This window comes from Stenotrophomonas sp. 116085_Sma (assembly GCF_056479585.1).
The window spans coordinates 110,587-127,537 of sequence record NZ_CM151057.1 but is presented as its reverse complement, the minus strand read 5'-3'; the positions used below and the strand labels follow the sequence as shown (position 1 = coordinate 127,537).

Genomic DNA, 16,951 nt, shown 5'->3' with positions numbered 1-16,951 from the left:
GATTGGATCGCAAAGAGCATCCATGCATGGCGTGGATCTACTGGTCCCTCATGCGCCCTTCAACGTTTTCCCACGCGCCGATACACGCCATTGAAGCGCACGTTCATGCCACCGCACTCGCTGTTGTCGGCCACGATCAGCACCTCGCCCAGCGAATGCACACGCACCCTGCAGGTGTCTTCGGCGAACTCCACATCGGCGCCGCGTGGCGTCGCACGCGCTTCGACCTGGCCCATGTTGGGGCCATACGGACGCTGTTCCGGCGTGGGGTTTGCAGAGGGCCAGTAGGCGTCGCCTTCCACATGCAGCTGTGCACCCTGCACCGAGATGTGCAGGCCGTTGTCGCCATCCTTCCAGTTGCCCGCCCAGTCCCGCAGCGACGGCACCACCGCAGGCAATGGCTGCAGCTTGCTGCGGTCCACCCAGCCCGCACTGCCGCCCACCTTGTTCGGGAAGAACGCACAGCGATAACCGCCCAGGTCGCGCCCGGTCACCACCGTATCGCCGTTGACCACATAGCTGCGCTGGCGGCAGGCCGGCTCGCCCTTGCCCGGGCAGCCGTCCATGTCGCCGAGCAGGTACAGGCGCGGTGCGTCGACCACCCGCGCCAGTGCAAACCGGCTCTGTTCGGACGGGAACGCGCCGTTGCGGCAGGCGCCGTCATCGGCGATATCGGAAGCAAAGGCAGAGGCGGGCAGCAACGCGGCCAGCAGGCAGAACGAACGCAGGGACATGGCATGGCACCGATGGGGATGCCGGCAGGATATACCGGCCTACTTCACCGGCGATGGGTCACCGGCACCCTGCTCCTCGGAGAACCGCAGCGCACGCTGCTGCTGTTCGGCACTGAGTTCCGGCGGTGGCCGCGCCACCGCAGCCTGGATCTGCGCCGGTCCACCGGTAAGCTTGTTCACGCCCTTTGCAGCTGCCATCACGCCCTTGACCACGCCCATCATGATGTAGCCGCCGCCCATGCTGACCTGTTCCGGCGACGGTGGTTCACTCCAGTCGCGGCTGAAGCGGTTGTCGCCGAACTTCACGGGATTCTTGAAGCGGTACAGGTCCAGCGGCTCGTCTTCCGGCTTGAGTGCGCGCACTTCGCCAAGGGTGGTGACGTTGTCCTGCGGCAGGGTGGTGGAAACCGGCGCGGTAGCTACCGTGGGCGCGTCTGCAGAAGGAGCAGGCGCAGCCTCGGGCACCGCCTGCTGCGCCTGCGCCAGGCCCGCCAGCATCAGGTTGGCCAGCACTGCTCCCTGCATTCCACGTCGTGCCACGGCCCTTGCCCCGTCTGTTGCGTCCAGGCTGTGAGGATACGCATCGCTGCTTCAGATTTCGTTGTGGCCGCGCGCAGGCGTTCAGCGGGCGATGGCCCAATCCGCAACGAGTTGCATTGGTTTTCGATGCCGAACCCTTGAACCTGTCAGGTTCGACCTGCCGGAGCACACTCATGCCCCTTTCATTGCTGGTGATTGGCTGCGTGCTGCTGCTCGCCCTCGCCCTGTCCGCCACCGAATTCCATCAGCGACAGCTCGATCATCGCGCCCTGCGAAGGCTTCGAGGCTCGCAAGCGGCGCGCCAGCTGGACAGCGCCGAATACGACGCTCTCGAGCCCTTCAGATTGACCGGCCAGCTCGGCCCGTCCAACAGCGTGTACCGCATCGAAGGCGAGCACAGCCTGCGCGAGGTCGACGCACACACGAAGATCGAGCGACTGGGCAGCGTGCCGGTGCTGCTGCCGTATGGCATGCGGCGCCATCTGTCCGCGCGGAACCGTGCGGATGTCGTGCTGGGTCGCTCATTCGCCCTGGTCGTCTGGCTGAACGGCCATACGATCACCGGCGAGCGTGAACGTGAAACGCAGGCGCAGACTGACCGATGTGTCTGGCTCGAGAGGGGTACCCGGCAGCCCACGCCCGGGCCCTGCACGGTGGACACTGCGCAGGGAAGCCCACGCACCCGGCGCGAGGAGACGGAGGCAGAACGTTCCCTCCGCCAACCCCGCTGGCTGGGCATATCAAGCGCAGTGTGCATCGTGCTTGCATCCACCCTGTTCTGGGTGGGTGGTCAGATGCGTTGGGGATCGCCTGGGGGCTGCTGGCCGGTGGCGCGGCCATGGCCGGGGTCGCAGTGGCGCTGCGGCGGCAGGGAACGCGCCCGCTGCCGCCGCCGGCGCAGGTGGTAAGGATCGAGGGTGTCCTGTCCGGCCCGGTACTGCAGGGCAATGGTCAGATCGATGGTGACGTGCCACGGGTCTTCGTCGATACCGTCGAAGTGCACGTCCCTCGCCACTGGTGCGAACCCGGCGTGCTGCCCTTTGGTCGCACCGTCACCGCCGACGTGCGCGAGGAGGATCGTGCACTGCTGGCGGTGTCACCCGGCCCGTCCCGGGTCAAGGAGGCGCTGCGTCACCCTCGTCTTCCCTGGGCCAGGCACCTGCTGTGGCTGACTGTGGCGGTCATCGTCACGCTGTGGTCCCTGGGCAACGGCGAAGGCGTCATTGAAGACCTGCGTGCCTCGGCGGATGCACTGCGGCCGTCACGCGTCCGGACCGATGCAGTGCCCTCTGATCTGCTATCCGATCCCCCCAGGCGCGGTGACAAGGTGCAGCTGACCGGCCTGGCCACCTGTGGCGTGCAGCGGTCCTGGGCAGGAGACAGAGAGGCACCTGCGATCCTCGACTGCGGGCAACGGGTCTGGACAACATCCCCCGTTGCGCCACCGCCGGCCGCGCTGCCGCCCGCCATCGCGGCCCTTGGCGATGAGTCCCTGTTGAAGGTTCGTGTATCACTGCACGCACCTGACGCCCTGTTTCTGAGCGCACGGCAGGATGCCAGGCATGCCGTGCTGGGGAGCCGTCAGCTGGTGGATGGACTGGAGCTGGCATGCCAGGCGGGCCTGCCGGACTGTGGATACTTCCGCGAGCGCGTGATGGAACTGCTGGCGACGCCGGTTGCACGGCGCAGCGCAGCACTTCCTGACGAGGCGGTCCCGCCGGGAGATGGCTGGAGGGGGTTTGCAGCGTCCATGCAACGAATCGACGCTTCAGGCGACGCGGCCCTGCACCTGACCACGCCCGACATGGCTGCCCTGCACGCACTGCAGCGCGCCGTCAGCCGCAGTATTGCCAGGCAGCAGCTGGCTGAACTCACCCATGCCTATCGCGATGCCCCGCCCGGGGTGATCCTGCGGGAGCACCGGCCCCGCCCGACCCTTGCTGGGGCTGCCGCCAGCGATCCCTGGCAGGCGCTGGGCCTGACAAGCGACCGGCTGGTACACCCGCAGCCTTTCGACATGGCAGGCTGGGTCGTCAACGCTTCGCAGCAAGGCCACGCATTGCATGTGGACATCGACACAGCCTCGGGATCATCCCCACTTGCCAGCGCCTTGGTACGCAGCACGTGGCGGCTGCTGGCGGTGCTGTTGCTGCTCGTCCAGTTGCGCATCCTGATGCGATGTGGGCTCCGGGCAGAGCAGCAGCGTCGCGCATTGGCCAGCCACATGCGCGACGACTGACACATCGCGATAGCCAGCAGAAGGATCAACCACTCCTCGGGTCCCGCTCTGAATGGTTCACTGCATCCCACGCCGGTGTCTCACATCCTGAGACGTGGATGTGGTGCCATGTGACCCCTCGCAATCCGTACTGGCTCCATCTTCCATGGCCTACGAACTCGCCAAGCGCACCGCCGACGCCGAGCAGAAGCTCGCCACCCGCGACGGCCTGCCCGCCCGCGATGGCGCCCTGCTCAGTGCGCGGCTGCAGCGCCGCTACCAGGACCGCATCACCGGCAGCTTTGCCATTCCGGGCCGCGAAGGCCGCTACGCGCCCCTTCCCGATTCAGTGCCGCCGGCCCTGGCCGCCGCGCTGAAGGCCCGTGGCATCGAGCAGCTCTACAGCCACCAGGCTGAAGCGTGGGAGGCCAGCCAGCGCGGCGAACACGTGGCCATCGTCACCCCCACCGCCAGCGGCAAGTCGCTGTGCTACACCCTGCCAGTGGTCAGCGCGGCCATGCAGGACAAGGCCAAGGCGCTGTACCTGTTCCCGACCAAGGCGCTGGCCCAGGACCAGGTGGCCGAACTGCTGGAACTCAACCGCGCCGGCGACCTGGGGGTGAAGGCCTTCACCTTCGATGGCGACACCCCTGGCGATGCGCGGCAGGCGATCCGCCTGCATGGCGACATCGTGGTGTCCAACCCGGACATGCTGCACCAGGCGATCCTGCCGCATCACACCAAGTGGGCGCAGTTCTTCGAGAACCTGCGCTACATCGTCATCGACGAAGTGCATACCTACCGCGGCGTGTTCGGCAGCCATGTCACCAACGTGCTGCGCCGGCTCAAGCGCATCTGTGCGTTCTACGGCGTGCAACCGCAGTTCATCCTGTGCTCGGCCACCATCGGCAACCCGCAGGCGCATGCCGAGGCGCTGATCGAGGCCCCGGCGACTGCCATTACTGAATCCGGTGCGCCCAGCGGGCCGAAACAGGTGCTGTTGTGGAATCCGCCGGTGATCAACCCCGACCTCGGCCTGCGCGCCTCGGCGCGCTCGCAGAGCAACCGGATCGCGCGCATCGCGATCAAGTCCGGGCTGAAGACGCTGGTGTTCGCACAGACCCGGTTGATGGTGGAAGTGCTGACCAAGTACCTGAAGGACATCTTCGACCACGACCCGCGCAAGCCGCCACGCATCCGTGCCTACCGCGGCGGCTACCTGCCCACCGAGCGCCGTGAGACCGAACGGGCGATGCGCGCCGGCAACATCGACGGCATCGTCAGCACCTCGGCGCTGGAACTGGGCGTGGATATCGGCAGTCTGGACGTGGTCATCCTCAATGGCTACCCCGGCAGCGTGGCCGCCACCTGGCAGCGCTTCGGCCGCGCCGGCCGCCGCCAGCAGCCCGCGCTGGGCGTGATGGTGGCCAGCTCGCAGCCGCTGGACCAGTACGTGGTGCGGCATCCGGATTTCTTTGCCGAGGCCTCGCCCGAACATGCGCGCATCGCGCCGGACCAGCCGTTGATCCTGTTCGACCACATCCGCTGCGCGGCCTTTGAATTGCCGTTCCGGGTCGGCGATGGCTTCGGCCCGATCGATCCGGAAGTGTTCCTGGAAGCGCTGGCCGAAACCGAAGTCATCCATCGCGAAGGCGAGCGCTGGGAATGGATCGCCGACAGCTATCCGGCCAATGCGGTCAGCCTGCGTGCCGTGGCCGACGGCAACTTCGTGGTGGTCGACCGCAGCGATGGCCGCCAGCAGATCATCGCCGAAGTGGATTACTCCGCCGCGGCGCTCACCCTGTACGAAGGCGCCATCCACATGGTGCAGTCCACCCCGTACCAGGTGGAAACGCTGGACTGGGACGGGCGCAAGGCCTACGTCACCCGCACGCATGTGGACTACTACACCGACAGCATCGACTTCACCAAGCTCAAGGTGCTGGACCGCTTCGATGGAGGCGTGGCCGGCCGTGGCGATTCGCACCACGGCGAAGTGCACGTAGTGCGCCGCGTGGCCGGCTACAAGAAGATCCGCTACTACACGCACGAGAACATCGGCTACGGCCCGGTGAACCTGCCCGACCAGGAACTGCATACCACTGCGGTGTGGTGGCAGCTGCCACAGGCGCTGCTGCTGCGCGCCTTCGCCAGCAAGCAGGATGCGCTGGATGGATTCCTCGGCGCGGCCTATGCGCTGCACATCGTCGCCACCGTGGCGGTGATGGCCGATGCGCGCGACCTGCAGAAGTCGGTGGGCAACGGCGATGGTTCCTGGTTCGCAATCGCCGACCAGAGCGGCCGTGGCCAGCTGCGCGGCAGCGAGGGTGATCCTGGCGTTGTCGAGCTGTTGCAGGAGTTCGTGCCCACCGTGTACCTGTACGACAACTTCCCTGGTGGCGTCGGCCTCAGCGAGCCGTTGTGGCAGCGCCAGGCCGAGCTGGTGCAGCGCGCGCGCGAACTGGTCCAGCGCTGCGACTGCAAGGCCGGCTGCCCGGCCTGTGTCGGCCCGGTGCTGGCCGCACAGGAGGACGATGAGACCTCGCCGCGGGCGCTGGCGCTGCGCGTGCTGGACCTGTTCGATGCCGAAGCCTGCCAGTACGTGCGCGACGTGGTGGTGACCACGCGCGAGCCGATGGAGTTGCTGGCACCGTGAGCCTGAGCCTGGACAAGCTGCGCCTGCTGCGGAAGCAGGCCGGCGACCCGAAAGCCGCCGTACCGGCGGCACCGGACGCTCCTGCTGCACCTGCGGCACCGCGGGCCGCCAACGATGCGCAACAGCCGCCGGTCGAGCGCTCGGTGTTCGCCTGGGTCGAACAGGAGATCCGCCACAAGCCGACCGGCGCTGCGGCCTGTGCCCCGACACCGGCGCCGGCAACGTTGCGGCGGCCGGAGGTGGGAAGCCTGCATCGCCTGCTCGGCCTGCGCACACGCGGCGGCCCTGCACCGGTGCATGCCCGTGCACAGGATCGGCAACTACCCGGCGAAGAAATCGCACCGGGTCTGTTCCTGATCGAATCGCTGCAGCCGCAGACGATTCCGGCGCAGCCCCTGTCGCTGGATTTCGCCCGTCGCGAAGGCCAGCACGTGGCCGCGCGCGACCTGCTGTTCTTCGATACCGAAACCACCGGCCTGGCCGGCGGCACCGGCACCCGCGCCTTCATGATCGGGGCCGCCGACTGGCATGTGTGCCCGCAACGCGGCGAAGGCCTGCGCATCCGCCAGCTGCTGATGTCCACCATGGCTGCGGAAGACGCGATGCTGGCCACCTTCGCCAGCTGGCTGCAGCCGACCACCGTGTTCTGCAGCTACAACGGCCGCAGCTACGATGCGCCACTGCTGAAGGCCCGCTACCGGCTGGCCCGGCAACGCGACCCGATCAGCGCGCTGGACCATGTCGACCTGCTCTACCCCACCCGCCGCCGTTATCGTGGCAGCTGGGAGAACTGCAAGCTGTCCACCATCGAACGCCAGCTGCTGCGCGTGGTGCGCGAGGACGATCTGCCCGGTTCTGAGGCGCCGGGCGCATGGCTGCGCTTCCTGCGTGGTGGCGATGCGGTGAACCTGCGCCGGGTGGCCGACCACAACCACCAGGACGTGGTGACGCTGGCCCTGCTGCTGCAACGGTTGGTGCACGAGGAACAGCGCGAGCGCGAGACGCTGGCGCTGGTCGGGCAGTAGGCGTTGACGCGGCCTGACGGTGGCAGCGGCGACACTGCCGCCACCATCCACGCTTGGAGCCCGACGATGCGCCTCAGTCCCCTCGCCCTGCTCGCCATCCTGTCTCTGGCCGCCTGCAGCCATGCGGGCAGCAGTACCGCGCATGAGACCACGCCGCCATCGGCGGCCGACGGTCCGCATGAGTGCCAGCCCGACAAGCTTGAAGCCTTCACCGGCAAGACCGCCGACGAAGCCACGGTGAAGCAGCTGGTCAGCGCCAGCGGCGCGCGCAATGCACGGGTGGTCAAGCCTGGCATGGCGGTGACCATGGACTTCCGCCAGGACCGCGTGACCGTGCAGGTGGATGCGCAGAACCGCATCGAACGCGCCAGCTGCGGTTGATCGCCTCAGGGTAGTGCCGGCCGCTGGCCGGCACCCCACATTGCCGGCCAGCGGCCGGCACTACCGCTCAGAGTCGCTCGGCCTTGCCGCTGGCCAGTGCGCGCGCGATCACCTGCTGTGCCTGCTGCGATGCCTGCGCATGCACGCGCGCCTGACGCTCGCCCAACGCGGCCTGTTGGCTGCCCAGTGCCGCCTGTCGGTTGGCCAGTTCAGACTGCTGTCTGGCCAGGCGCTGCATGTCACGGGTGCGGCCGGACTGCGCGGCCTCGCTGCGGGCTTCCTGCATCGCACGATGTGCCTCGGCGGCGGCCTCGCGCGCAGCCTCTCGCGCAACGGCGATATCGCTGGTCGCACCGCGCGCCGCCTTCGCCGCTTCCGCCGCCGCCTCGCGGTTGATGTCATGCGCGGCCATCGCGTTGCGCGCGGCCTCGGCAGCGGCCAGTGCGATGCGGCGTGCCTCCTCGCTCTGCAGACGCCCCATCTCGCCCATCTGCTTGCCGAGTTCGCCCTGCTCGCGACCCAGCGCACTCTGCTGGCGGCCCAGTTCGCTCTGCTGGCGGCCCAGATCGACCGCGCCGCTGTAGGCACGCTGCAGGGTCTGGATCATCATCGGATCACGCACCACGTAGCGCTTGTCGCCCTGGCGGAACCACAGCGCCGGGCCCTTGCCGAGCTGTTTGCGTGCCAGCGTCACATCGTCGATGCCGCCGTTGGCGAAGGTCGAATCACCATCCACCAGCACGAACGCCTGCGGCGGCGACGTGCCCAGATCCAGCCGCCCGTAGGTGGTGATGGAGGAACTGCGCGAGGTGCTGCGGCCGCCGTCGATGCCCGGGTCGACGTCGACATCCACGTCAACCGCCACATCCGCATCGTCCGGGCCGGACAGCTCCTCAACGTCGGCGGGCTCGGCGGGCGGCGCAGGGGCCACCGGCACCGCCGGCGCACGCGCCGACATCGGCGGTGCAGGCGGAACCTTCGGCGCCGGCGGCGGGGGAACCACGGCCTTCGGTGCGGCCGGCGGCGCAGGCGGTGCCGGCGGCACCGGGGCCGCAACCAGGCGCATCGGCGCCACGCCCACCACCACCACGGCAGCGGTCAACGCCATCGCCAGCAGGCGCGGGCAGGACCGGTGCGACTGCAGCGAGAGCAGGCGACGCTTGAGGCTGGTGGTGCTCGGTGCGGCGCTGGCCACGCCCAGGTGCGGCTGTGGGGCCACGCCCAGCTGCAGCAACAGGCGGCCATAGGCCTGGCGGCTGGCGCCGTGCTGGCCGACCACGGCCGCATCCACTGCTTCCTCGCGGGCCTGGGCGTATTCGCGCACCGACAGGCGCAGCAGCGGGTGGAAGAAGAACAGGTGCTGGGCCAATGCGGGCAGCAGCCCCCACTGCAGGTCACGACGCTGCAGGTGCTGTAGTTCGTGGGTCAGCGCCAGGTCCAGCGCGTCGCCTTGCAGCGCATTGTCACCTGCGGGCAGCAGCAGCACCGGGCGGAACGGCCCGACCAGCTGCGGCGAGTCCACCTGAGTGCTCATCCACAGCCGCGGTGCAGGGCGCACACCGTGCGCATCGGAGGCCAGCTGCAGGGCCTGCACCAGCGCCTGGTCCTCGCAGGGATAGGCCGCAGCCAGCAGTGCGCGGCAGCGGCGCCACTCACCGAAGGTGCGCAACGCCATCAGCAGCACGCCGGACAGCCACAGCGCGGCCAGTGCGATCGCCCACCAGGCCACCGCCGGCACGTCCGCCGCAGGCATCGGCATCGCCGCCAGCACCTGCGCCGAGGCCTGCGGGGCCAGCGGGTGCAGTGTCTCGGTGACCACTTCGGTTGCAGTCATCGCCACGGCCTGGGGGGCCGGCAGCCAGGCCAGCTGCAACGGCTGGCTCCAGAACAGGCCGAGCACGGCCTGCAGCGAGACCAGCCACCACAGGCGGCAGCGGGTGGCCGCCGACAGCGACGGCAGCGCGCGGCACAGGCCATACACCAGGGCCACCAGCAGCACGGTCTGCAGGCTGGTCCAGCCCAGCCGTTCCAACATCGGGATCAGCATCGTGGTGTCCATGGCTCAGCCCTCGTGGCGACGCGATTGGAGTTGGGCGACCAGCGCTTCCAGCTCGGCCAGCTCGTTGTCGCTGACCTGCTGGCGCTGCGACAGGTAGGCCACGAACGGCGACACCGACCCCTGCAGGGTGTTGTCGACGAACTGGGCCACGGCACCCTGCAGCACGCTCTGCGGGCCACGGGTGGCCTGGTAGCGGTAGACCCCGTCCTGCTGCTGGCGCTGAAGGTACCCCTTCGCCCGCAGCCGCTCCATCATCGTCAGCACGGTGGAACGGGCCAGGCCACGGGCCTCCCCGTAGCCACTGGCGACCTCGCCGACGCTGGCCGGCGCATGTTCATCGATGTACTGCAGCAGGGCCAGCTCCTGGTCCCCGATGGTCTTGCCACGCATGACACCACTCCCTTGACTACATGTGTCGTCACTGTCAGCTTGACGACAGCTGTAGTCAACCCCCCGGAAGTCATGGGCCGACGAACGGTAGGCACCACCGAGCGCTTAAACCTTGGATCCGCCCGCTGCATCCCATCCGCAACGCCCGGCTGGAATTCCGCATGTCCCACCCAATGCTCCGAGTCCTGCTCATGCTCATCAGTGCACTGCCCTTCGCCGCCGTCTCTGCCAGCCAGGACCAGGCCAACGACCAGACCCGCCGCCTGATCCGCCAGATCATGCTGGAGCGGCGCATCCCAGGATTGCAGATCGCGGTGGTCAAGGACGGGCAGACCGTGTTGTCCGAGGCCTACGGGCTGGCCAACGTGGAGAACGGTGTGCTTGCCTCGCGCGACACCCGTTTCCCACTCAATTCGGCCACCAAGGCGTTCACCGGCGTGGCCGCCGCGCAGCTGGCCCAGCAGGGGCAGCTGGATCTGGACGCGCCGGCCTCGCGCTACCTGGATGATCTTCCGCCAGCGTGGAGAGACGTGCGCGTACACCAGTTGCTGGCGCATACCTCCGGCCTTCCGGACATCCTTGATGCGAATGGACTGCTGGGCGGTGGCTCAGAAGCGCAGGCGTGGGCGGCCGTCACTGCGCAGCCGGTCGAAGCCGAACCCGGGCAGCGCTTCGCCTACAACCAGACCAACTACGTACTGCTGGCACGAATCATCGCGAAGCAATCCGGCATGCCCTACGAACGTTTCCTCGCCACCCGCCAGTTCAGCAGCGCGCGCATGGCCCGCACCACCTTCGGCGACAGCTACGACCTGATTCCGGATGCGGCGACGATGTACAGCCTGGCCCCGCGAGCCACCGACGCTGCCGATGCACCGTCCCGCCTGTCGCACTGGTTCTACGACATACCGCCTTCGCTGTGGGCCGGTGGCGGCATCCTCACCACCGCCGACGACACCGCGCGCTGGCTGGTCGCGCTGACCGAAGGCCGTCTGCTGCCGGAGACGGCCCTGCGTCGGATGTGGAGCGCAGAGCGCCTGGCGGATGGCCGTGCCGGCCCGTGGGCGGGGGGCTGGCCGGTACTGCGCGCATCGCCCGACCTTCAGGTGGCCGGTATCGGCGGTGCGCGCTCGGCGTTCGTGGTCTATCCCGAGCGCCGCGTGGCGGTGGTGGTGCTGACCAATCTTGTCGGTGCCAATCCGCAGCAGTTCATTCCGCGCATTGCCGATTTCTATGCGCGCGATGCCTCAACGCCCAGTCACGAACGGGTCGCCCTTGCACGGCAATAACGGGCTGTCATCGCAGGGCCATAGCCCGGCCGGCACGGTCCTGGCCACTTCGAAGTGATCCTGGTTCCAGCGCAGGAAACCGCCGTGGATGGCATTGCCATGGTCGAAGCTGCGCGCGTCGGCGGCCAATGGCTGCTCGGGGTCGGCTTCGGCCACCCAGCGCAGCACCGGCACCTTGTCCAGCGGCCCGATGAAGGCGAACAGGTCGCCCGCGCCCTTGTCCTGGTATGCCGTCATCGTCGCCGCATCAGGCAGCCCTGCCTGCGCCAGCAGCGATGCGGTGACGTCCTGCAGCGGTGCCGCCCCCTGTGCAATGTAGGCGCGCATGCCGGTGGTGCTGGCTGGGCAGTCCCGCAGCTGCACCAGATAGCCCGTGGTGCCGCCACTACTGGAGAACGACCGTATCCAGTAACGGAAACGCGGCCCGCTGCGATCGGTGACCATGAAATCCTGCCGGCCCCCCTGCGCGGGAATGGAAAGCACCTGCACATTGCTGGCACCTTCCACGTTGCACTTCAATTGCATCAGCACCTGCCTGGCAGGTTCGGGCAGCGCAGCGTAGCGACCGCCGGGATGGGCGCTGCCGGAGGCTTCCGGCAGTGCGGGCAGTCCACGATCAGTGGGCAGGGTCTGCGCAGGCAAGGCCTCCGGGTTCGCCGCCGGGCTGGCGGTGGGCGCTGCCGGCGCGACACGCTCTCCAGCGGGCGCGCAGGCGCTGCAGGCCAGCAACAACATCAACGAAACGCTCGGCATCAGGTGTGATCGGATCATCGCTCAACGCCCTCCCATCGCCGGTACTTCCTGCTGCTGTGCAGGCGCCGGCGCCGGTACCGGTGCACCCTGTTCGCGCGCTTGCTGCTGCAGCTGGCGCAGGCTGGTTTCCACCGTAGTCTCGCGCACCTCGGCCGCGTTGACGCCTGCGCGCACTGCCGCGGGGTCGCCCGGACTGCCCTGCACCAGGAACAGTGTCTCGCCCGCAGCGCGGCCACCACTGGGATTGCTGGCCACGATCTGGTCGACCCGGGTCATGCCTGCGGCCTTCGCTTCGCGCAGCATCACCAGACTGTAGTCATCGGCATGCTCGGCGTAGCGTCCGCCCAGGGCCTGCAGGTGCGTGCTGATCTGCTGCTGCAGGGCATGGTCGCGATGCTGCGGCTGACGGGGATCGTCATTGGCCGCGAGCGGCGCGTCCTGTCCCAGCTCGCGCGCCTGGCCGGGTGCAACCGAGGTCAGCACGTACTGCCAACGGTTCTGCCCAGGCGTGCCGCGCACCGTCGACACGAAGTCGTCGTACTCGCCGCCGCCGATGGTCTGGCAGCCCGCCGAATCGGTATTGGACCGGCTGCCACGATGGATCTTGAAGGTGTCGTTGAGGTCCTGCACGCCCTGGGTATCGCGCGCATCGAACCAGCCGTCGCCATTGCTGTCGCGCTCCACACGGCCGGCGCCTGCGGTGATCGCGTCCTGCGAAGGGCGCAGTGCAAATTCATCGGGATGGCCATTTCGCGGATGGGTTGTTGCGCGCATCTCGGTGGTGCCTTCGCCCAACCGTCCAAGATCCTTGACCCGGTCGCCGTTGACGTCCTCGCCCTCGGTCTTGGTGCGCGGCGCCACGTTGCCGAAGCCGGGGCTGCGTGGCGTGGTCTTGGCGTGACCATCGTACTGGGCCGTCGGCTCCGTCGTGGCCTGGTTGAACTCGCGCACATGGCCGTGGCCCTGCGCATCCTTCCACAGCACCACGATGCGGTCGTCGTAGACACCACGCCCGCGCGCCTCGGTGGTGCGGTTCTCATCACGCAACCCCAGCACCACGCGATCCCGGGTGGCCATCGCATCGTTTGCCGCGGCGCTGCCGCGCTGGGCCACGATGCTGCCGTACACGTCGTACTGCTGGGCCTGGCTCAGGCCTGCGGTCTCTGCTGCATCGGGCATGCGCGGAGGGCGCGTCGCCTCAGCCAGGCGATCCAGCATCGGGTTGACCGTGGCCGCATCCGCGGCGGATACGCCACCGCTGCGTTGCAGGGCCTCAAGCTCGGTGGCACCCCGCGCCGCGATGTAGCGATCCAGCGATTCCTGCACCACTGCACTCTGGCCGTTGTGCAGGGCCTCCAGGCGCGCGGCCGCGCCACGGGCGTCGTTCTGCCGCAGCAGGGCGACGACTTCATCGGCCGCTGCGTTGATATCCATCTCCGGCATGATCTTTCCTTGAACGTGATCGGTATGGGAGTCCAGCCTACCCCGCCGCACCGGCGCAGCCTTTGACGCACGCCACACACCTGCGCGAGGCCCCATTCAGCAGACTCCACGCAGTAGGGCCGTTCAGCCTCGCGGCCCGCCCATCACCGGCAGGATCACGCCACTGATGTAGCTGCCACAGACCGGCGAGGCCAGGAATACGTAGGCCGGAGAAAGTTCTTCGGGCTGTGCGGGCCGGCCGATGTCGCTGTCCTTGCCGAACTCCGCCACGTCCTCCGCCGGCTTGTCGGCCGGGTTCAGCGGCGTCCACACCGGCCCCGGCGCCACGCAGTTGACCCGGATGCCACGTGGCAGCAGCTGGCTGGCCAGCGACTTGGTGAACGCGTGGATCGCGCCCTTGGTGGCCGAGTAGTCGATCAGCGCCTTGCTGCCGAAAATGCCGGTTTCCGAACCGGTGTTGATGATGCTGGCGCCCTCGCCCAGGTGCGGCAGCACCGCACGCGCCATCTGGATGTACCCACCGATGTTGGTCTGCAGGGTCTCCTGCAAGTGCGCGTCTTCGAGGTCTTCCAGCCGCTCGCAGTGCAGCTGGAACGCGGCGTTGTTGACCAGGATGTCAATGCCGCCGAAGGCCTTGGCGACCTGCTTCACCGCCTTGTTGCAGAAGCGCGGATCGCGCACGTCACCGGCAATCACCACGCAGCGACCGCCTTCGCGCTCCACGTGCTGGCGGGTGATGTCCGCGTCCTCCGCCTCGTCCAGATGTAGCACTGCAACGTCCGCACCCTCGCGTGCGAACAGCACCGCGACCGCGCGGCCGATACCGGAATCGCCGCCGGTGATGATCGCGCGCATGCCCTGCAGTTTGCCGCTGCCCGCGTAGTCCGGCGCGAGGAAGCGTGGCGCCAGCTCAAGTTCGTGTTCATGCCCGGGCTTGGGCAGCTGCTGGGCGGGCATGACCTCAGGTTGCCTGCGGGTACCGGCCTGGGTCGCGCGCTTCTTCGTGGCCTTCTTTGCCGCCCGCGCGTCCTTGGCCTTTTCCTGGTCCTGCAGGCGCCGCTGCCGCGACGCGACGCGCGCCGCCCGCGGATCGCTGGCGGCGGCCTTGCGGGTTGCGGTTTTCACCACGCGTGGGCGGTCCGGGTCGGCGGCGGTCGTGGTAGCGGTGCTGCCTTTGCGCACCTTCGGCGATGCCTTGCGGCGGGTGGGAAGCTTCTTGCTCGTGGCCATGCAGATCTCCTCGGGAGGGAAAGGGGCTGCCGGCAAGCGGCCGGCACTACCGGGGGCGGCATCCGCCGCAACTGCAGTGTCCCTGACCGCGCTGTCGGCGGCAGTGAGCGCACCGTGTCCAGCATGTGCACGGCATTCATTCCGCCACCACGCGCGCCGTCGCACCCTTGCACGCAACCACACGAGGAACGCCTCCATGAAAGCTGCCATCGCCGCCACCGCTCTCAGCCTTGCCCTCGCTGCCTGCAGCAGCACGCCGATGGCCCAGGTGCAGCCGATCGACGGGGTGATTTCCGGCCAGTGCCACAGCGACATGGTGCGCGGTGCGCTCGGCCTGGCCGCTTCGGCCGCCACCGTTGAACGCGCGCGCGTGGACAGCGACAGCCTGCACGTGCAGGTGCTGCGTCATGACGGCCCGCGGGTGCCACCGGCGCACGAAGGCGGTGACCGCCTGACCATCGAGAAGGGCCGTACCAACAACATCACGGCCATTTATTGCGGCTAATAGCCGTCGAGCAAGCTCGACGCTACGTCGTGGCGCTGCGCTTGGCCAGCCGCCGCGCGCGGCGCAGTACCTTCAGCGTCGCCTGTTCCCATTGGCGCGGCCCACGCAGGCCGGCCAGTTTCGCCAGTTCGCCGCGCTCCCAGCCGGCGAACACGCAAGGGTCGATATAGGCCTTGCGGCACACCGCAGGCGTATTGCCCAACTGGGCCGCCACCTTGCACACCACCTCGCGCTGCACCTTGGCCAGCGCGCGCTGGCTGGCCGGTTCGGGCAGTTCGGTGGCTGCGAACGCCTGTACCGCGGCCAGGGTGCCGCCCCAGGTGCGGAAATCCTTGGCGGTGAAGTCCTCTCCCATCACCTCGCGCAGGTAATCGTTGACCGCACCGGAATCGACCGGCTGGATGACACCGTCGTCGTCGCGGTACTGGAACAGCGCCTGGCCCGGCAACTGCTGCACACCGCGCACCAGCGTGCCCAGCCGGCGGTCACCGACCGTTACTTCATGCAGCTGCCCGGATTTTCCGCGGAAGCGCATGCGCACGCGCCCGCCGCGCAGCAGGTCCAGGTGCCGGTTGCGCAGCGTGGTCAGGCCAAAGGATTTGTTTTCCCTGGCATACGTTTCATTGCCTACCCGCACCAGGGTGTCGGCCAGCAGCGCGACCACCACCGCCAGCACCTTTTCGCGCGGGAAGCCGCTGCGCTTGAGATCGCGGCCAAGCCGGCGCCGCAGCGCAGGCAGTGCTTCGCCAAAGGCGATCACCCGGTCGAACTTGCCGGCGTCGCGCACTGCGGCCCAGTCGGGGTGGTAGCGGTACTGCTTGCGCCCGCGCGCATCGCGGCCGGTCGCCTGCAGGTGGCCGTTGGCATGGGCGCAGATCCACACTGCGGTGTAGGCCGGCGGAATCGCCAGCGCACGGATACGTTGCAGGGTGGTGGCATCGCGCAGCGCGTGGCCGTCGGCATCGCGGTAGCTGAACCCCTTGCCGGCGCGGCGGCGGCTGATGCCGGGCTGGGTGTCATCAACATAGCGCAGGCCCGCAGCGCGCGCGGCCTGTTGTTCCGGAGTGGGGGGTGTTGGCATGTCCGGCAGTGTCACTGGTGCGGCGCAGTGATCCTGTCGATAACACAAGACAAACACGTGAGGGTCGGTTCGCCGCTATGCTCGGGCTTTCACAACCCCTTCCGGAGTCATGATGTCGTTTCCGATTCGCGCCCGTTCGCTCTCCGTCCTGTTGCTGCCGGCCGTGCTGGCCCTGACCGCCTGCCAGGCACCGGCGCTGGATGAACAGGATTCGGCTACGGCCCACGCCCAGCAGGCCGCCGAAGCCGCCAAGGCACCGGCCGACGACGCCGGCAAGGCCACCGAGGCACCGCCCGTCGGCACCTGCGATGCCAGCCAGGTGCAGAGCCTGGTCGGCCAGGCCTACACCGATGCCCTCGGTAAGCAGGCGCAGGAAGATGCCGGGGCCAGCCAGGTGCGTGTGCTCAAGCCCAATGATGTGGCCACGATGGAGTTCCTCGGCGACCGCCTGAACATCGAAGTGGACGACAAGGGCGCGGTCAGCGGCACGCGCTGCGGCTGAGTCCGGCCCCGCGCCGGCACTGGGTTGCCGGCGCTTTCCGTTGCACCTGCAACCGTGTATTGCGGCGTTGCAGCAACCTGTGATCTAGTCGAGGCATCCGGTGGCCTCACGATGCGCTCCAGGGAATGAGCGGGGACGAGTGTCG

At 68.4% G+C, this 16,951-nt stretch carries 16 protein-coding genes; 8 read left to right on the top strand and 8 right to left on the bottom strand.

Going from position 1 to position 16,951, the window contains the following annotated elements:
- Positions 1-59: 59 nt before the first annotated feature.
- Positions 60-734 carry a hypothetical protein gene (locus ACZK0Z_RS00640; protein ID WP_049430867.1) on the bottom strand — a complete coding sequence of 225 codons (675 nt, stop codon included), beginning with the start codon at positions 732-734 and terminating at the stop codon, positions 60-62.
- 39 nt (positions 735-773) lie between these two features.
- Positions 774-1,259, bottom strand: a complete 486-nt coding sequence (locus ACZK0Z_RS00635; RefSeq protein ID WP_049430869.1) for a hypothetical protein — start codon at positions 1,257-1,259, stop codon at positions 774-776.
- 188 nt (positions 1,260-1,447) lie between these two features.
- Here ACZK0Z_RS00635 and ACZK0Z_RS00630 point away from each other — a divergent pair, with 188 nt between their 5' ends.
- The 5 genes from ACZK0Z_RS00630 (at position 1,448) to ACZK0Z_RS00610 (ending at position 7,554) form a co-directional block, all read left to right on the top strand.
- Complete coding sequence (locus ACZK0Z_RS00630; protein ID WP_197633643.1) at positions 1,448-2,182, top strand: hypothetical protein; 735 nt, start codon at positions 1,448-1,450, stop codon at positions 2,180-2,182.
- The gene (locus ACZK0Z_RS00625) at positions 2,113-3,513 is read left to right on the top strand and encodes a hypothetical protein (protein ID WP_336339890.1); all 1,401 of its coding nucleotides are present in this window, start codon (positions 2,113-2,115) and stop codon (positions 3,511-3,513) included. The genes ACZK0Z_RS00630 and ACZK0Z_RS00625 overlap by 70 nt, the downstream gene beginning before the upstream one ends.
- A gap of 145 nt (positions 3,514-3,658) precedes the next feature.
- Positions 3,659-6,148 carry a DEAD/DEAH box helicase gene (locus ACZK0Z_RS00620; protein WP_197620653.1) on the top strand — a complete coding sequence of 830 codons (2,490 nt, stop codon included), beginning with the start codon at positions 3,659-3,661 and terminating at the stop codon, positions 6,146-6,148.
- Positions 6,145-7,173 carry a ribonuclease H-like domain-containing protein gene (locus ACZK0Z_RS00615; RefSeq protein ID WP_197633645.1) on the top strand — a complete coding sequence of 343 codons (1,029 nt, stop codon included), beginning with the start codon at positions 6,145-6,147 and terminating at the stop codon, positions 7,171-7,173. Before ACZK0Z_RS00620 ends, ACZK0Z_RS00615 begins: the two co-directional genes overlap by 4 nt.
- A gap of 66 nt (positions 7,174-7,239) precedes the next feature.
- Complete coding sequence (locus tag ACZK0Z_RS00610) at positions 7,240-7,554, top strand: I78 family peptidase inhibitor (RefSeq protein WP_197633646.1); 315 nt, start codon at positions 7,240-7,242, stop codon at positions 7,552-7,554.
- A gap of 67 nt (positions 7,555-7,621) precedes the next feature.
- Here the strand turns inward: ACZK0Z_RS00610 and ACZK0Z_RS00605 are convergent, their stop codons facing one another.
- Together ACZK0Z_RS00605 and ACZK0Z_RS00600 are read right to left on the bottom strand one after the other, a co-directional pair.
- Positions 7,622-9,613, bottom strand: a complete 1,992-nt coding sequence (locus ACZK0Z_RS00605) for a M56 family metallopeptidase (protein WP_197633661.1) — start codon at positions 9,611-9,613, stop codon at positions 7,622-7,624.
- Between the two features lie 3 nt (positions 9,614-9,616).
- Positions 9,617-10,003 (bottom strand): BlaI/MecI/CopY family transcriptional regulator, encoded by a 387-nt coding sequence (locus tag ACZK0Z_RS00600; protein WP_049430885.1) that lies wholly within the window; start codon positions 10,001-10,003, stop codon positions 9,617-9,619.
- Positions 10,004-10,194: 191 nt separating this feature from the next.
- Here ACZK0Z_RS00600 and ACZK0Z_RS00595 point away from each other — a divergent pair, with 191 nt between their 5' ends.
- Positions 10,195-11,292: a serine hydrolase domain-containing protein gene (locus tag ACZK0Z_RS00595; protein ID WP_049430925.1), complete on the top strand. Its 1,098-nt coding sequence runs from the start codon at positions 10,195-10,197 to the stop codon at positions 11,290-11,292.
- Here ACZK0Z_RS00595 and ACZK0Z_RS00590 read toward each other — a convergent pair.
- From ACZK0Z_RS00590 to ACZK0Z_RS00580, 3 genes are all read right to left on the bottom strand, one after another.
- Positions 11,251-12,063: a hypothetical protein gene (locus ACZK0Z_RS00590; RefSeq protein ID WP_197633662.1), complete on the bottom strand. Its 813-nt coding sequence runs from the start codon at positions 12,061-12,063 to the stop codon at positions 11,251-11,253. The genes ACZK0Z_RS00595 and ACZK0Z_RS00590 overlap by 42 nt on opposite strands.
- Before the next feature lie 3 nt (positions 12,064-12,066).
- Positions 12,067-13,488, bottom strand: coding sequence for an XVIPCD domain-containing protein (locus ACZK0Z_RS00585; RefSeq protein ID WP_197633663.1), 1,422 nt, complete (start codon positions 13,486-13,488; stop codon positions 12,067-12,069).
- Positions 13,489-13,611: 123 nt separating this feature from the next.
- Positions 13,612-14,718: an SDR family oxidoreductase gene (locus tag ACZK0Z_RS00580; protein ID WP_197620571.1), complete on the bottom strand. Its 1,107-nt coding sequence runs from the start codon at positions 14,716-14,718 to the stop codon at positions 13,612-13,614.
- A gap of 196 nt (positions 14,719-14,914) precedes the next feature.
- Between ACZK0Z_RS00580 and ACZK0Z_RS00575 the strand changes: the two genes are divergently transcribed.
- Positions 14,915-15,223 (top strand): hypothetical protein, encoded by a 309-nt coding sequence (locus ACZK0Z_RS00575; RefSeq protein WP_049430894.1) that lies wholly within the window; start codon positions 14,915-14,917, stop codon positions 15,221-15,223.
- A 22-nt stretch (positions 15,224-15,245) separates the two neighbouring features.
- Here ACZK0Z_RS00575 and ACZK0Z_RS00570 read toward each other — a convergent pair whose 3' ends face one another.
- Entirely contained in the window at positions 15,246-16,304 is a 1,059-nt protein-coding gene (locus tag ACZK0Z_RS00570; RefSeq protein ID WP_049430896.1) for a DNA topoisomerase IB, read from the bottom strand.
- A 112-nt stretch (positions 16,305-16,416) separates the two neighbouring features.
- Between ACZK0Z_RS00570 and ACZK0Z_RS00565 the strand changes: the two genes are divergently transcribed.
- Positions 16,417-16,806 (top strand): I78 family peptidase inhibitor, encoded by a 390-nt coding sequence (locus tag ACZK0Z_RS00565; RefSeq protein ID WP_049430928.1) that lies wholly within the window; start codon positions 16,417-16,419, stop codon positions 16,804-16,806.
- Positions 16,807-16,951: the final 145 nt, after the last annotated feature.

Bases quoted from the DNA above. Each gene is read 5' to 3' on its own strand.
- ACZK0Z_RS00640 (WP_049430867.1), bottom strand. From the start codon at position 734: ATGTCCCTGCGTTCGTTCTGCCTGCTGGCCGCGTTGCTGCCCGCCTCT.
- ACZK0Z_RS00635 (WP_049430869.1), bottom strand. From the start codon at position 1,259: ATGCAGGGAGCAGTGCTGGCCAACCTGATGCTGGCGGGCCTGGCGCAG.
- ACZK0Z_RS00630 (WP_197633643.1), top strand. From the start codon at position 1,448: ATGCCCCTTTCATTGCTGGTGATTGGCTGCGTGCTGCTGCTCGCCCTC.
- ACZK0Z_RS00625 (WP_336339890.1), top strand. From the start codon at position 2,113: ATGGCCGGGGTCGCAGTGGCGCTGCGGCGGCAGGGAACGCGCCCGCTG.
- ACZK0Z_RS00620 (WP_197620653.1), top strand. From the start codon at position 3,659: ATGGCCTACGAACTCGCCAAGCGCACCGCCGACGCCGAGCAGAAGCTC.
- ACZK0Z_RS00610 (WP_197633646.1), top strand. From the start codon at position 7,240: ATGCGCCTCAGTCCCCTCGCCCTGCTCGCCATCCTGTCTCTGGCCGCC.
- ACZK0Z_RS00605 (WP_197633661.1), bottom strand. From the start codon at position 9,613: ATGGACACCACGATGCTGATCCCGATGTTGGAACGGCTGGGCTGGACC.
- ACZK0Z_RS00600 (WP_049430885.1), bottom strand. From the start codon at position 10,003: ATGCGTGGCAAGACCATCGGGGACCAGGAGCTGGCCCTGCTGCAGTAC.
- ACZK0Z_RS00595 (WP_049430925.1), top strand. From the start codon at position 10,195: ATGCTCATCAGTGCACTGCCCTTCGCCGCCGTCTCTGCCAGCCAGGAC.
- ACZK0Z_RS00590 (WP_197633662.1), bottom strand. From the start codon at position 12,063: ATGATCCGATCACACCTGATGCCGAGCGTTTCGTTGATGTTGTTGCTG.
- ACZK0Z_RS00585 (WP_197633663.1), bottom strand. From the start codon at position 13,488: ATGCCGGAGATGGATATCAACGCAGCGGCCGATGAAGTCGTCGCCCTG.
- ACZK0Z_RS00580 (WP_197620571.1), bottom strand. From the start codon at position 14,718: ATGGCCACGAGCAAGAAGCTTCCCACCCGCCGCAAGGCATCGCCGAAG.
- ACZK0Z_RS00575 (WP_049430894.1), top strand. From the start codon at position 14,915: ATGAAAGCTGCCATCGCCGCCACCGCTCTCAGCCTTGCCCTCGCTGCC.
- ACZK0Z_RS00570 (WP_049430896.1), bottom strand. From the start codon at position 16,304: ATGCCAACACCCCCCACTCCGGAACAACAGGCCGCGCGCGCTGCGGGC.
- ACZK0Z_RS00565 (WP_049430928.1), top strand. From the start codon at position 16,417: ATGTCGTTTCCGATTCGCGCCCGTTCGCTCTCCGTCCTGTTGCTGCCG.